This is a genomic window from Salinivibrio sp. MA440, assembly GCF_001996265.1.
Classification (GTDB): domain Bacteria; phylum Pseudomonadota; class Gammaproteobacteria; order Enterobacterales; family Vibrionaceae; genus Salinivibrio; species Salinivibrio costicola.
This window is the reverse complement of the sequence record NZ_MUFI01000047.1, coordinates 1-15078: the sequence shown is the minus strand read 5'-3', so window position 1 is coordinate 15078 and position 15078 is coordinate 1. Positions and strand designations below refer to the sequence as shown.

Sequence of the window (15078 nt, the reverse complement as noted above, 5' to 3'; positions counted from 1 at the left end):
ATTACTCGTTGTTGTGATGCTACCAACATATCAGACGGCGATGGTTAACTAAGTTATATCTAGGCATGTAGACGTTATATCCATTCCGTAAAGGATGCGCACGGACGACAGCAACAAGGAACTTCTATGCGAGATGATCAACCTCAAGGCCCGTTTATTACCCGTGTGATGAACAGTTTTTTTCCGCCTATTTTAATTGCGTTGGCATTTTTGGTTGGGGCTGCCGCGCTGTGGCTTACACCCAAAGAGGAAGATCCGCAAATTGTGGTGCCGATGGCAGATGTGCTGATACAAGCACCGGGCTTAAGCGCGCAACAAGTGGCAAAGCAGGTGACGCAGCCGCTAGAGAAAAAAGTCAGTCAAATAGACGGGGTGGAGTATGTTTATTCCACGACACAAACCGGATCGGCGCGTGTGACCGTGCGTTTTTATGTCGGAGAAGATCGCGAATCAGCGCTGGTCAAGCTATATAACAAGCTGTACGCCAACCAAGATGCGATCCCTGCCGCGGTGAGCGAGTGGGCGATTAAGCCGGTTGAAATTGATGATGTCCCTATTGTGATGGCGGCGCTGCGTAGCGATAAGCCAGATAGTGTCGATCATTACGCGCTGCGTCGTATTGCTGAGCAAGCCACCTTGGATTTAAAAGCCCTTCCCCAAACCAATGTGGTTAACGTTGTCGGGGGTATGCCACGCCAGGTGTTAGTGGCTTTCGATCCGGCGGCAATGGCAAGTTATCAAATCAGTGTGGCCGATTTAACCCGTGCGTTTTCACTGAGTCATCAAAAACGTAACGCCGGTGATATTCAGCATCAAGGCCAGCGGTATGTCCTTGAAACCGGACAGTGGTATCAAAGCCGTGACGATATTCGCCAGTTGGTTGTCGCGGTTGTGAATGGCAAGCCTGTGTACTTACAAGATGTCGCCACGTTAAGTGATGGTCCCACTGAGGCCAGCACCGATACTTGGATCCAATCGCAACAACAGACCAAACCGCATCCCGCTGTATTTATCTCGGTTGCCAAGCAAAAAGGCTCGAACGCGGTGACGGTTGCCGACGATGTAACGCGCACCCTCGATCGTTTAGCGAATACCCAGTTCCCGGAGGGCGTAGAGGTTGAGATTATTCGCAACTATGGTCAAACCGCTGATGCTAAAGTCAATAATTTAGTCTCGAGCTTAGGTATTGCCGTGCTGACCGTGGTGGTGTTTGTGGGGCTGTTTTTAAACTGGCGCAGTGCCTTGGTCGTGGCCATCGCGATTCCGATTAGCTATGGCGCGGCACTGGGGCTTGATCTCGCTTTTGGGTATTCCATCAATCGTGTCACCTTGTTTGCTCTGATTTTGGCGTTGGGCCTGATTGTCGATGACCCAATAGCCAGTATCGATAATATTGAGCGCCACCTGACCCATGATAATAAGCCGCGGGGTCGCACCATTGTGCTGGCGATGCTGGAAATCAAACGGGCACTGATCATGTCGACGGTGGCGATTGTTATTGTGTTTACTCCGATGTTTTTTATCACCGGGATGATGGGACCTTACATGGCGCCACTGGCATTTAATGTGCCTGTGAGTGTGGTGATCAGTACCTTGGTGGCGTTTTTAGTCACGCCTTGGCTGGCGAAAAAAATTGTTCGTGCCTCAAATAAGGGTGATGACTATCGTATGGAAACGACACCACTTTATCGGGGCTATCGTCGACTATTACTTCCCCTGTTAGAAAATAATCGCCGTGCGAAAAGGTTTCTTATGGTAGTAGGGGGGCTGTTTGTGGTAGCGGCGATGTTACCGGCGCTACGTCTCGTGCCGCTTAAACTCTTACCCTATGACAACAAAAACGAATTTCAGGTGGTGTTGGATTTGCCAGAAACCGCCAGTTATGTCGAGACCTCGAATGCATTACGTGAGATGAACACTTATCTTCAGCAGCAAGCGGAAGTTGTCTCTGTGTCGGGGTTTGCGGGGCTTGCATCACCGATGGATTTTAATGGCATGGTGCGTCATTATTTTGCGCGAAATGCCCCCTATCAGGGCGAATTGCGCGTCGTCTTGGTGGATAAGCAGCGGCGAGAATTACAATCACATGGTTTAGTGACCCGCTTGCGTGATGATCTGGAATCGATCGCAGCCAAACATAATGCCGACATACAACTGGTGGAAATGCCACCCGGCCCACCTGTACTGGCGACCCTTGTCGCAGAAGTCTATGGTGCACCGAGTACGCCTTATGCAGATATTCAAGCGCAAGCCCAACAGGTTGCGGCGCGATTGGAACGAGAAGCGTTAGTATCGGAAGTCAGTACCAGTATTCAAGGACCGCTATCGCGCTGGCAGTTTGTGGTCGATCAAGAAAAAGCGGCATTGTCTGGCGTTGCTATCACTGATATTAACCAAGCATTGCGCGCGGCCAATCAAGGCGTCACGTTGGCTCACCTGGCGGATGCTGATGAAATCGATCCCTTACCGGTCACGCTGCGTTTAGCCCCGGATGCACGCGATAAACTGGATACCTTATTAGCGCTTCATATACGAGGCCGTGCCGGTGTCGCAAAACAATCGGTGCAAGGCGCTTTGGTCGATGCACCGCAACCGCTGGTGGCATTAAGCGAGTTGGGGCATTTTGAGCGACAACCGGTGGACCAACCGATTTATCATAAAAATCTTCAGCCTGTGGTGTATGTCTATGCCGAGCCAATTGGACGTGTACCTGGGGAGGTGGTCGCTGATGTGATCGCTGACTTTAATCAGCCAAAAACGGATACACCACGGCCGCTTGCAGCGCGTAGTTACCTCGACAATGGTGCTGGTGATGGTTGGCAGGTGCGTGACGATATTAATGTTGTTTGGAGCGGCGAGGGAGAGTGGAAGATCACCATTGATGTATTCCGTGACCTTGGTATAGCTTACGGCGCCGCTTTGTTAGGCGTCTTTATCGTGATGCTAATCCAAACCGGCTTACCGGCGGTGTCTGGGATGATTATGCTGGCAATTCCCCTCACGGTAATCGGCATCATGCCCGGTTTTTGGTTGCTTAATGGCTTAAGTGGCGACATTAACGGCTATCCAAACCCAGCACTTTTCACCGCTACCGCGATGATAGGCATGATTGCATTGGCCGGCATCGTGGTGCGTAACTCCCTGGTATTGATTGAATTTATTCAGCAATCATTGGCGCGCGGTATGGAACTTAGTGAAGCCTTAATACAAGCGGGAGCGGTACGTATGCGGCCGATTTTGCTGACCGCCGGTACCACCTTATTAGGGAATGTGATTATTACCCTTGACCCCATTTTTAATGGTCTCGCATGGGCCATTATTTTCGGGATTGCGGCATCAACCGTCTTTACCTTGCTGGTTGTGCCTGTGGTGTACAACTTAGCGTATCAAAATCATCCTACCCATGGCTTACCGGCAGAAGGAGACGAGGCATGAATAAGAAAAAAGGATTACAGGCCGTCGTGCTGGGCACTGGATTGTTAGTGCTATTTCTTGGTATGGCTGGGGTCTTTACAGAAAAGGTGACCTCAAAGGCCAGCTCTTCGCAAGGAGCGGACGATCATAACACCTTGACGCTTACCGCGATTGAGCAGCCGCAAACCCGAACTTTTTCAGGGCAGCTGGTGGCGCGGCAAAACGCAACATTGGCGGCGCGAATGACGGCAACGGTTGCCGATGTCCTGGTCGATGTTGGCGATCGCGTGGAGCAAGGCGATATACTGATCCGCTTAGACAACGCCGATCTCAGTGCTAAAGTGCGCCAAGTGCAACAAGCACTGGCCTCAGCACAGTCACAACTGAATACTGCGCGCAGCGATTATCGCCGGATGGAAACCTTATTAGCGAAAAAGCTCGTGCCGCAATCACAATTCGATGATGCTGAGAACCGCTTAAATACTGCGCGCTCTGAATACCGCCGGGCGATTGCGGCAGTGGATGAGGCCGAAACCCAGTTCGGATTTAGTCTAGTGCGCGCGCCATTTACTGGACTGGTCACCGAAAAAATTATCAATCAAGGGGATACGGCGACGCCGGGTGCAGCGATGCTGACGTTGTACAACCCAGACAGCATGGAGGCACAAGTGAACATCGCCGAGTCTTCACTGCCTTTTGTGACTATTGGAGACACGCTTCAACTACGCTTGCCAACTTATGAAAAAACATTGACCGGAACGATACGCACGATCACGCCGGCCGCCGATGCGACGTCACGTAGCTATCGCGTTGCTTTGACTTTGCCTGTCACAGACGGTGACGATCAGGCACGACTACCTGGTATGTTTGTTAAAGTGACGGTGTCACAAAAGGCGAGCTCTATTTTATCGGTTCCTGCTAACGCGCGTTACCAAATTGGTCAACTTGACTATGTGAACGTGGTTGAAGACAACCAAATTATAAGACGCTTGGTGGTACTGACCGAAGAGGGCCGAGTGCGAAAAGGGCTAAAGGCTGGCGAAACTGTATTACTGCATCCTAAATCGCAGAAGACTGACTAATCGCGTTCGCATTTTTAACAATGTCGACGATACTTAGAGGTGAGTTATCCCTCAAGGAGTTGACTATGAAGATTGCGTTACTTTCTGCCACGGCCTTAGCCGGCAGCTTATTATCAGGACCAGCGATGGCACTCGATACCTCATCGCTTAAAGTGTGTGGTGATGGGGCGAATTGGCCACCTTTTCACTATAAAAAAGGCGAGAATATCGAAGGCTATGACATTGATGTCCTCAATGCCATCTTTCAAAACAGCGGAGTAGATGTATCGGTAGATTTACCGCCGTGGAAGCGGTGCGTTTTTGAGACAAAATCAGGTAATTACGATATTGCGCTCAGCGCATCTTACAGCGAAGAACGCGATCGTGATTTTCTTTTAACTGACTATTATTACACTCTGCAGCCTAGCTATATTTACTCAACCCAACAACATCCGAATGGCCTGAACATCGAGACAGCGGATGATATTAACCAGCTGCGGATGTGTGGCCTTTTGGGCTATAACTACACAGGGTTCAGTGTTGATGATAGCCAGGTGAGGAAGTCAGCAAAAGACTTTAAGCAACTGGTAAAACAGACGCAAGCAGGGCGCTGTGATGTATTTTTAGCACGCTACGAGATACTCGCAGGGTTCAAAGCAGCACAAGGCATTGATTACCTCGCTGGCGGGATGCAAGTCGAGCCGATTCCCGGCAATATGGGTGATAAGTTCCATATGATGATTTCGCGTGAACACCCAGAGGCTAATGAGATAAAAGCATTGCTCGACCAAAACTTTGAATCCATGCGCCAGTCCGGTCAATTAAAATCAATACTTGATGGTTATTTAAACTAAATGGTTATTTAAATTAAACGTGCGAACTTAACGCACGTAAATCGTAATAAAAAAGGTGCAATCGCACCTCTTTCTTTTCTCTTTTTGCTACAGTTGATTAAATCGCTAGGTTTTAAACTTCTCCATTTGCCCTTTGATATCCTCACTGAGCGTCAGCACTTTATCAGTGCGCGTGGCATTATCTTGCGCCCCTTCTGTAACCTGATTAGTCGCTTCTGAGGCCTCGTTAATCGCTTGGCTGACTTCATCGATGGCCTGACGCTGCTCATCGGTTGCTTGCGAAATCTGGCCGCTACGCTCAGAAATATCCGTAATGGTTTCGCGCACTTGGCTAACGGATTCTTGTGATTCTGATACGCGCCCTGCGGTGCTTTCTAGAATGCTACTAATACGATTGATTTCTTTTTCAACCGATTCCGTTGCGTCACTCAGTGACTTAATGTTGGATTGGATTTTCTCAGTCGATTCGCTGGTTTTCACTGATAAGCTACGCACTTCATCGGCGACAACCGCAAACCCTCGCCCTTGTTCGCCCGCTCGTGCCGCCTCAATCGCGGCATTCAATGCTAATAAGTTTGTTTGTTCTGAAATATCGTTGATCACGTTGACGACATCTGAAATTTTCTCACCCTCTTCTAACAGCTTGTGCATTTCAGTATTCACATTTTCCATCTCAGTGCGCATGTTAATAATTTCAGACGCTGAACTTTCAATAGTGCCGTAGACTTGATTGACAAGGTCGGTTGCATTGGCAGCATGTGTCGCTGCATCATTCGCTGTATCCGCAACCGTTGCGATCGACTGATTCATTTGTGTTGCGGCCGCAGCGACGGTAGACAGGCTCTGTTTTTGCTGTTCTAAACGCTCGGCGTTGGTTCGTGCCATTTGTCCACTTTCTGCTGAGACGCTGGCGAGATTAATCGATGCCTGTGTCACTTCATTGACGATCTCACGAAGAGAGGCGGTGAAATGATTAATATGTTCGGTTATCTGAGCAAATTCTTTATACTTTGGCGCGGGGATAACTTTAGAAAGATCACCATCGCCACTGGCCAATTCACGAACTCTAGCAGTGAGATCATTGAGTGGTTTCACCACCGTTGCAGTGAGTGCCAGAATTAGGAACACAATAATGACAAGATCAAGCACGACGAGTTCGATAACGCTTCGTTTCAGTGTGTCTGCTAGTGCGGCTTCTAATCGCTCAGTGTTGTAGAAAACTTGCAATGTACCGACTAGATTGGTTTCTCCATATTCTGTAAATGACAGCTCGTTCTCTTTCAGCATCATCGACTCGTACATCGATTTTTCACCATCACCAATCGTTTTTGCCTGCCTTTCACCGTCTTTGCCATTGTCTTGGCCAAGACGCAAAAACACAATGGCTTCGCCTTGTTTATCAAGCACTCTTACCGCTTTTATATCTGGCGCTTTGAGCTCGGCAGAAATGGATAACTTCGCCGCTTCCAAATCAAAATCCCAAATCGCTTTTGGGAGACTGAGGTTCATTCGGTTGGTGGCGTTAGCCACGGTGGTTTCAAGCGCGCTACTCAGTTCCTTTTTCGTGCTCTGGTAATCAATATAACTTGATATGCCTAACACGATAGAAACAGCAATAACCACTTGAGTGACAAATATTGCTTTAAGACTCTTAAACATAGCGCTACTCTTCCATTTGTCTTTGCCGCACGATCCATTTCGATCGCTTTTATTGGTAAGGGAGATTATTCGCCCAAACGTTCTTTCATTATCTGTTCGATATCGATTTTCTTGAGCCCTTGATTAACGATATCGCGCCACTTTTTTCCCGCCTCATTGTTAGCAAATGCGATATGGAGTTGTTTGTCGACGAGAAGCTTTTTGTTCATTTGTAGATTGGCTTTTACTGCACTAAGGGCAGGATCATTCTCTTTGAGGTAATCCAGAACGTTGGCATCAACCACCGCGAGAGGGATACGCTCTCGGCCCACTTTTTGTAGGTTTTGGGTATCGCTGGTGACGTCGGAGGATTTTAATGAGCCATTCGCAATACGGGCATCTAATTCCGGTGTGTTGACGTAACCACGGACGACACCAATCGTGTGAGGTGCAAGATCATCAAGCGTTGACCATTCGATAGGGCGGTTAACGTTTTCAACAAAACCCAGTGGCCCGGTTCCTATAGGATCAGAGAAAATGAGATCATCTGTCCCATAGTGATACTCTGGGAAGTACCCTGCATATTTGGCATCGTTTTTTACCAGGTACACGGTGCGCGACCAAGGATAAAACTCGACATTTAGCTCATGACCCATGGCCTGAACCGCTGCGCGCACAACAGCGACAGAGGCGCCTTGATCCGGTAAGTTTTTACCAGAATAAGGGGGCCATTCAAGAGATGGCATAGTCAGCACATCGGCACGAGCGGGTGTCGTGATCAGTAGTAATGCTGAGAAAGCGAGTGTGAACAGGTGTTTGAGCATGGTGCCTCCAATTTTTTTATCTTCTTATAAGCGTAGACGAGATAAAAAATATGAGCGTCGTGATCTTTTTTTACCTGTGATAATCGTGTGATTAATGTCTATAACGTGATGAAAGCTATAAATTTATATGCACGCTCAGCGTTTACATTGATAGCTAAATCATCAAAGAGAAAAAGGATAGACCTTAAATTGTCTATCTTTTCAGTAAATACCCTATGTCGACTAGACAAAAATGCCGCTGTGATTACAGCGGCATGATAGCGGTTAATCGCGGACTAAACTGACGTTTGAATAGTTTTGATAGCCACGTAGCATGACGTGGTATGTCACGTTTTGCTGCGCATTTAGTGTGCAGTTTTCATTATTGCCGTTGTTGTAGGGGCGGCAATCCCAATTGCTGGTGGTCGGTTTGCTTCCTTCCTTGACATAAAGGTCTGCATCACCAGATCCACCACTCATGCTGACGTTGACACTGCGGCTACTATCCACGGTAAATGTAAAAAAAGTCTCGCTTCCACTGCCACCGGCTAAGCCTGTAATAGGCTGGTTTGGTAGAAGTACATTGTTAGTGTTATCGTCACAACTTGCGCTAACACCTACCGCGTTAAAGGCGTCAATGACATCTTGCTCGTTATAAGCCAGGTCTTTGGCGGCTTTTGCTACGCCACATGCACCCTGATCAAATGTACTATTTGCGGTCCAATATAGTTGGTTAGCCGTAGTAAATATTTCGAAGCCTTTACGAACATCCCAATTCGTTTTGTTGGCCAGTAGATAAAAGGCACGGTTGTATACACCGCTTGAGTGGTGAACATTCATGCCATCACGATATTGGCCGGCGTCATCAATCGAGTTGCCATCGCGAGAAGGCTGCTCAAAGTAACGGAGCCCACCGGAGCCTTTAAAGATATCGGCACCAACCAGCCAATCGACATCACCATGCATATAAAATTCAGCGGCTTCGCCAGCGATATCAGAGAAAGCTTCATTTATCCCGCCTGACATGTCAGCGTAAATTAGCCCCGAGTTTTGCTCCGTAAAGCCGTGACTAACCTCGTGAGCACTGACGTTGATATCGACCAAGGGGTAAAAAGTGTTTTGGCCATCGCCAAACGTCATTGAACGACCATTCCAGAATGCATTTTCGTAATTGTTGCCATAGTGCACTCGCATGGTGAGTTGGAAGCTAAGTGGCGCGGTATTCATCCAGTCCTTGTACATGTCAAAGACAACATTTCCAAAGTAGTGCGCGTCATTGAGCGGCGAATAGGCACCATTAACATATTTTTTATCGTTGTAATTACCGGTGTCCGTGCAAGGGTAGGAAAAGGCAGTGCTACCGGAGGTACCATTGTCTAAATCGACCGTTTTGACTTTGTCGTTTTCAAGTGTACAAGTACTGCCGACTTTATCGATAGGCAGGCCATCATAGTCGGTGCCATAAGTATACTGACCAGTCTTTTCATTGCCGCCCGGCCCGGTGCCGACTGCCGAGGCATGGTTGATGCCGTCCCATTGTTTTAAGATCTCGCCTGTATTAGCGTCAATTATATAAAATGGTCGGGTTGGATCATTACCAGCTACAAAGAAATCAACGAGGTAGACGAGTTGTGCATTTTGTTGATCATCGAGCCTCACCACCAAGCGGGTGTTTTCGTTTTCGAAAGGTGCGGAAGTAAGTGTCTTCTGGCTTTGCGTAAAATCGGCTTTGGCCGCTTCTAACGCAGACTGGCTGTTGAGCGCGGGTGACACATTAACAATGTCATTCGCTACGCCTTGGGCCATGGTGCCGTAAACGTCGCTCCGTTGGCTCTGCTTTTCTGTCGCAACAACAGCCGTGTCAATAACCGGCACACCTTGAAAGGTTTGTTGGTAGCGGACTTTGATTTTGCCATTTGGCAAGGTGACACGCTTGACCTCTTTAAATCCTAAAGGATTCGTTTGCGATCCTGACGGTGCATAAACGCCAGTCGGTTGATTCAAAACTTGGTTGAGTATTGTTTCGTCAGTAACGTTAATGAGATCGGCACTCACAGCGGGAGTGCTAATGGCCATGCCAGAAGCGATAAGCCATGCTAATTTAGATAATTTCATGTTATTGCCCTAATTGTTGTTGAAAGATTCCTTTCTTCCCAACCGCACAATAGGAAGGCGAACGTTTTAGTCCACTTCTCTAACGTGACCTATCAACAGCTCTCTTTACAAGCTTGTTACAATTAGTTGTGTAAACAAACACTGACATGGTCGGACCGTTTTAAATGCAATAGCGTGTTCAACCTTGCTGTGAACCGTTTATCTAAAAGAGGTTATGGTTATTGATTCATCAATGACCAGAATTATTTACAGAATAAATGACTATTTAGTTATGAGAGACTGGCCGCAAATTTAATGTATAGCATGGTCGACGAGATAAGCGAGGGTCACTTGAGCGTGACCCTCGTCGATGTCATGCCTGTTATCTATGGCGTACGACGCTGACTAGACGATTGTGATTTAGTCAGGGGCTGGTGATCATTTGGCCAAAACAGAGAGGTTGGGCGTTGTTTTATTTGGTTGATAACGGCGGATCGGACCGATGCGATGTCTAGCTCGCAGTTACGCGAGCGCAGCGCGACGAATAATGCGAGGCCAAAGCTGACCCACAGATTGATAAAGCCAATCATCAATACAAAAAATAGGCTGGATAAAACAGTCAACCACGACTGGTAATCGCTAATATGCGCATAGGCCGCATGGGAAGAAGAGAAGGCAACATGGCGAATATCAAGCGGAACGTCAATAAGATAGCCTAAGTAACTGGTCATGCCTAAAAGCACACCAAAAATAAAGTTACCCCCCAATGCGCCATAGTTTTGATGAATATACAGCGCTATCCGCTCTCGTCGTTGAAGCGAGATTGCGCGGAATAACGGATGGCCGATTAACCGATCTTTCAACTCAATGTAGTCCGCCCGATTATCGAGTATGCCGGTAATAATACCTGACAAAAATAGCCAGACCCCAGCGATAGCGGCGTAAAGCCAGGCTAAACCATGGATCGGATGAATCGCAGCGGTTTGATAGGCCACTTGTTCGCTGTTTAGTACCGGATTGCCATATAAATGGCTAAAAAGCAGACTAACCAACACACTTACGATAATTGCCGCGGTGATATTGCCCCAGACTGCAAACCACTGAGAACGATTCACATTGATCAGTAACCGTGCCAGCTTTTTACTACGCGTGCGCCCTTGTTTGTTCTTTTCCACATGTGCAGCAAAGTTTGCCGCGGTCATCGCCGGCTGCTTGGTGGCAATGGTAAAGTGTAAAATGTGCACCAGCATAAAGCCGACGCCGTAGTTTAAACTGACCAGTAATGCATTATTGAGTGGTGATAATTGCAGGGTCTCGATATACATTTTTACCCATGCTAACAGGGCAATAATCACCCCTGCGCCGCAGGCGCCGCGCAGAATTTTAAAGTAATCGTTTTTGGTTTTGGCGATATAATGCTCGCCGTGGTTGCTCTTATTTTGTGTCACGCTTTGTGCGAATGTGCGGGTACTTTTGCGATAAATCGCGCGTACACTGTTGCGTTCAGTCACTGAAATAAGCAATTGCCGCCAGAGGTTTAATACGCAGCGTGCTTTTTGGTGTGGATGCCGAAAGTCTAGGATTTGGATCAGTAGCACCATTCGGTTTAACGTTTGATCCAAGCGCTCAAGCATACGTGAGGCGTGCGCAGAGAAGCCCATTTGGTTAATACCACGAGCTCGGATCCGCTTAACCTGCTGCTGACATTGCTCAATTATCACCCAAAAATGTGCCCTGTCTTTGGGATCCAACGTGTCGTTTTTAATCGCGTTCACAAGTTGGTGGGTTTCACGCTGCAATGCAATGAATGGCGAATCAACCTCGCTGAGACGTCGATCAATGCGTAATAGCTCTGGATCCAATTCCTCCGCGGCAATCCAGATAGATAGCATTTCTAACGAATAACATAGCTCGCTTTTAATGTACGCACCTGTTGAGCGGATTGTTTCGGGAGCGGCACTTTTTACTAAGAGGCGGTATAGCTTAAACCAGCACTTATGAGAGATGGCTTTGACCCACGCTTTATCTTCCCCTCCTACAAAGTAACTTAATAGGTCGTTAATATCGTTACAGCGCTTAGGCGGCGGATTGACTTTGTTATAAAGACGACGAAAAATATCGGTAACAAGACCGTTTTTAGAGAAAATCCCCAACTGCACAAACGCCGGTGACAGCTTTATTTTTTTGGCTTCATTGCACACGCTGTTGGCAAAGAGCGCGGCTTGAGAGGGGGAGTTGGCTAACGCTAAGACAAGCTGCTCAAGACGCAATTCTGCCAGCTTTGGCTCTCCTTCACGAAGGTAGGTAAAGAATACATCAAGGCGCTCCGTGTCATTGGCACAGAGAGAGAAACCGTCTATCACTTTAAAGGCCGGTGTAATCGCAGGCATAAATCAATTTTCTTATCAGTAGATAGTCAACGCCCGCGTAGTCTACAAGAGCGAGAAAGCAGGGGGAAGCGAAAGCGCGCTTAGATCACATTTAGGCTACTCCACAAGGTGTTCCACGCATGGCGCTGGATTGTTAAGCAAATCGAAAGCCGTTTGTTGTGACCCAGTCGCAGTTTTAGGCAAATATCGCTGGTTGTGATCACAGCCAAAGCCTACGATAAGTGGCTCGGAAAGGACTTTTCCGCGGCATCGTTTGCCTTTTCTGGAGTTTTGCCGAATATGATGAGTTTCACGAATCCGGTAGGTCCCGGCACGTTATGGTTTCACAACTTGGCCACTGCAGAAGGAACACCGGTAGCTTATGACCCTCAGGCGCGTGCTTTTCTGCCTATGCCACCATTTTGTGCCAACCGTGTCATTATAGGGTGTAATTGGATAGCGCCTGAAGAAGGTGCTTTCTGCCGAGCTTGCGCAATGACAGCACTCGCACCAGATCCTGACATACCTAACGCCATTGATTACTGGGCAGAAACGGAAGCGGCTAAACGCTGGGTCATCGATAACTTAGGGCGGTGGCATTGGTTCCGACCAGAAGATCCTGGTACACGGCCTACCTTTCATATGCTCGCTGATGGTAATACGTTGGCGGCAATGGGGCATGGGGATGGCGTGGTAACAATGAGCGTTTCTGAGGCCGATCCTGTGGTGCGTATCTCCCGCAGGGAAGCCTTGGATGAACCGTATCGAACGCTGATAGGCCATATGCGCCATGAAATTGCGCATATGCTTTGGTGGCGCTTAAGCCTTCGAGAAGATTTTCTTAATGCATTTCGTGAGATGTTCGGGGACGAACGTATCGATTACACCACGTCGCTGGAAAATCATTATCATCAAGGGCCACCGGTAGGGTGGGAGCAGGCGTACATCACTTCTTATGCATCGGCTCACCCCCATGAAGATTGGGCGGAAACGGCAGCAAGCCTATTACATCTTACTGATATCACTGATAGCTTTGTGGCCTCGGGGCTTGTGTCGCCGGAGATGCCTAGCCACGGCTGGGATCCCTATGCCGAGCCTGACACGGAGCTGCTGGTTCATGTGGCCTCTGCCATTGTGATGCGAGTAAATCATATTAATCGATCCATGGGCTTGTCTGACGTTTATCCCTATGTATTGTCTGAGACTGCCCATCGAAAGCTTGCGTTTGTACATGACTGGCTTCGTCGTGGCGCGCAGGGGCGATGAGTTTTATATAGGTCAAAGGCCTTAACGAACATCTACTTGGAATGGTGTCTTTAAAAGACGATGGATGGGAATAGGATGCATCGCATCAACGTTGGTCCGTTTCCGATGCCTAAGTATCAAATAAAAGGAGTTATAAATATGGCGATTACGCCTAAATCAGACATGTCACCAGAAGTTTTGTCCTGGCGAGATCCCTCTATGGACTCTGTCCAAGGAACTGAAACCCCCAAAGATCCAAACAAAGGTTACATTGCGCTATTAGGGTGGAGTGTCAACGCAATTAAAGCGGCCCAGAAATTTGATCGTCGCTATATCGTGGTTGCACCTGAGTGGGCGCGAGATTTTTGTACTGCGAACAATATCCCGTTTATGTCATGGGATTTCCTTCGACTTGATGACACTTCTATCGAGCTTGCTAGAAAACTCAAGGCTGAGGGCGTCGATGTCGCTGTGCCACTGTTTGAAGAAACCGTTGAATGGTCCGGCGCCATCAACTCTGTACTGCTTGATAATCCTCGGATGTACGGGCAATCGATTTTATTCCGTGATAAAGCGCTAATGAAACGTCGAGCTCAGCTTGGCGGTATCCGTGTCGGCATTTTTGAAGAAGCGCATGAAAAAGAAGATATCGTGCGATTTATGAAGCGAGTTAATCAAACATTACTCAAACTTGACGGCGATCCAGACGATCCAATTCATGTCAAAGCGTTTGATAAAGCAGGCTGTTTAGGACATCGCATGCTGCGAACCGTTGACGAAATCGATGCTATCCCGGCTGAAGAATACCCGCTGCTTATGGAAAGTCATCTCGATGGATGGGAGTTTGCCGTTGAAGCCTGGATTCACGATGGCAAGATCATGTTCTTAAATATCTCTGAATACGTCACACTCGGCTACTCGGTGTTTGTGCCTGCGACAAAAGAGCTCGAAAGTTGGCGAGATGCGATTACTAAGCAAATTGAGTTATTGATTAAAACCTTTGATATCCAGTTCGGTCAGATCCACCCAGAATACTTTGTGACCAGTGACGGCACTATGTACTTTGGTGAGGTCGCCTACCGCCCACCGGGATTTAAAGCGTTTGAGTTGATTGAGCGAGCTTATGGCTTTAATGCTTATCAGGCTTCATTTTTGGTGTTTGATCCTAAGAGCACAAAAGAAGAAGTTGACGCTTTCTTCCCGCGTGAAGTTGTTGATGCAAAAGGCTATGCTGGCTGCTTTGGCGTATATCCAAAACGGCGTGTCGTCAGTCAGTTAGAGATGCCAAAAGAGTGTATAGAACATCCCTATTTTGATTTCCATGAGCTTCAGGCGCCTGCTGAAGAGACGGTTCCAGAGCGAGATGCGTTTGGTACCCACTGGGGGCTGGTGTTCTTCTTCGGGGATGATCCGATCAAAATGCGGGATTTATTAAAAGCGCAAGAAGACTTGGATTTTTACGTCTAGTACGTCTTGATAAAACCTTGCTTATCCTCCGCAGCCTGGGTTAGAGGCGTCTCTAACCCAGGCTTTTTGTGTGAGCTAAAACACATTTCCCCGTCACCTATGAGCCAAGATGATTGGAACCATATTAATATGG

General features: G+C 47.8%; 9 protein-coding genes. 5 read left to right on the top strand and 4 right to left on the bottom strand.

Features of this window, described 5'->3' with window-relative positions; translation table 11 throughout:
- Positions 1 to 126: 126 nt before the first annotated feature.
- The 3 genes from BZG80_RS13165 (at position 127) to BZG80_RS13155 (ending at position 5329) form a co-directional block, all read left to right on the top strand.
- Positions 127 to 3435, top strand: a complete 3309-nt coding sequence (locus BZG80_RS13165; protein ID WP_077679557.1) for an efflux RND transporter permease subunit — start codon at positions 127 to 129, stop codon at positions 3433 to 3435.
- Positions 3432 to 4496 carry an efflux RND transporter periplasmic adaptor subunit gene (locus tag BZG80_RS13160; RefSeq protein WP_077679556.1) on the top strand — a complete coding sequence of 355 codons (1065 nt, stop codon included), beginning with the start codon at positions 3432 to 3434 and terminating at the stop codon, positions 4494 to 4496. The genes BZG80_RS13165 and BZG80_RS13160 overlap by 4 nt, the downstream gene beginning before the upstream one ends.
- A 65-nt stretch (positions 4497 to 4561) precedes the next feature.
- The gene (locus BZG80_RS13155) at positions 4562 to 5329 is read left to right on the top strand and encodes a substrate-binding periplasmic protein (protein ID WP_158011557.1); all 768 of its coding nucleotides are present in this window, start codon (positions 4562 to 4564) and stop codon (positions 5327 to 5329) included.
- A 105-nt stretch (positions 5330 to 5434) separates the two neighbouring features.
- Here the strand turns inward: BZG80_RS13155 and BZG80_RS13150 are convergent, their stop codons facing one another.
- The 4 genes from BZG80_RS13150 to BZG80_RS13135 form a co-directional block, all read right to left on the bottom strand.
- On the bottom strand, positions 5435 to 6988 hold the full coding sequence (locus BZG80_RS13150) for a methyl-accepting chemotaxis protein (protein ID WP_077677386.1): 1554 nt from the start codon (positions 6986 to 6988) through the stop codon (positions 5435 to 5437).
- Positions 6989 to 7053: 65 nt separating this feature from the next.
- A complete protein-coding gene (locus BZG80_RS13145) occupies positions 7054 to 7791 on the bottom strand; it encodes a substrate-binding periplasmic protein (RefSeq protein WP_077669172.1) in 738 nt (245 codons plus the stop codon).
- A 264-nt stretch (positions 7792 to 8055) separates the two neighbouring features.
- A complete protein-coding gene (locus BZG80_RS13140) occupies positions 8056 to 9885 on the bottom strand; it encodes a M4 family metallopeptidase (protein WP_077679554.1) in 1830 nt (609 codons plus the stop codon).
- A 365-nt stretch (positions 9886 to 10250) separates the two neighbouring features.
- Complete coding sequence (locus BZG80_RS13135; protein WP_077679553.1) at positions 10251 to 12254, bottom strand: hypothetical protein; 2004 nt, start codon at positions 12252 to 12254, stop codon at positions 10251 to 10253.
- A 279-nt stretch (positions 12255 to 12533) separates the two neighbouring features.
- On the opposite strand from BZG80_RS13135, the gene BZG80_RS13130 reads away from it, so the two are divergent.
- Both BZG80_RS13130 and BZG80_RS13125 read left to right on the top strand, forming a co-directional pair.
- Positions 12534 to 13499, top strand: coding sequence for a zinc-binding metallopeptidase family protein (locus BZG80_RS13130; protein WP_077661440.1), 966 nt, complete (start codon positions 12534 to 12536; stop codon positions 13497 to 13499).
- 138 nt (positions 13500 to 13637) lie between these two features.
- On the top strand, positions 13638 to 14945 hold the full coding sequence (locus BZG80_RS13125; RefSeq protein ID WP_077460709.1) for an ATP-grasp domain-containing protein: 1308 nt from the start codon (positions 13638 to 13640) through the stop codon (positions 14943 to 14945).
- The last annotated feature ends 133 nt before the right edge of the window (positions 14946 to 15078 follow it).

Bases quoted from the DNA above. Each gene is read 5' to 3' on its own strand.
- BZG80_RS13140 (WP_077679554.1), bottom strand. From the start codon at position 9,885: ATGAAATTATCTAAATTAGCATGGCTTATCGCTTCTGGCATGGCCATT.
- BZG80_RS13135 (WP_077679553.1), bottom strand. From the start codon at position 12,254: ATGCCTGCGATTACACCGGCCTTTAAAGTGATAGACGGTTTCTCTCTC.
- BZG80_RS13165 (WP_077679557.1), top strand. From the start codon at position 127: ATGCGAGATGATCAACCTCAAGGCCCGTTTATTACCCGTGTGATGAAC.
- BZG80_RS13155 (WP_158011557.1), top strand. From the start codon at position 4,562: ATGAAGATTGCGTTACTTTCTGCCACGGCCTTAGCCGGCAGCTTATTA.
- BZG80_RS13130 (WP_077661440.1), top strand. From the start codon at position 12,534: ATGATGAGTTTCACGAATCCGGTAGGTCCCGGCACGTTATGGTTTCAC.
- BZG80_RS13160 (WP_077679556.1), top strand. From the start codon at position 3,432: ATGAATAAGAAAAAAGGATTACAGGCCGTCGTGCTGGGCACTGGATTG.
- BZG80_RS13125 (WP_077460709.1), top strand. From the start codon at position 13,638: ATGGCGATTACGCCTAAATCAGACATGTCACCAGAAGTTTTGTCCTGG.
- BZG80_RS13150 (WP_077677386.1), bottom strand. From the start codon at position 6,988: ATGTTTAAGAGTCTTAAAGCAATATTTGTCACTCAAGTGGTTATTGCT.
- BZG80_RS13145 (WP_077669172.1), bottom strand. From the start codon at position 7,791: ATGCTCAAACACCTGTTCACACTCGCTTTCTCAGCATTACTACTGATC.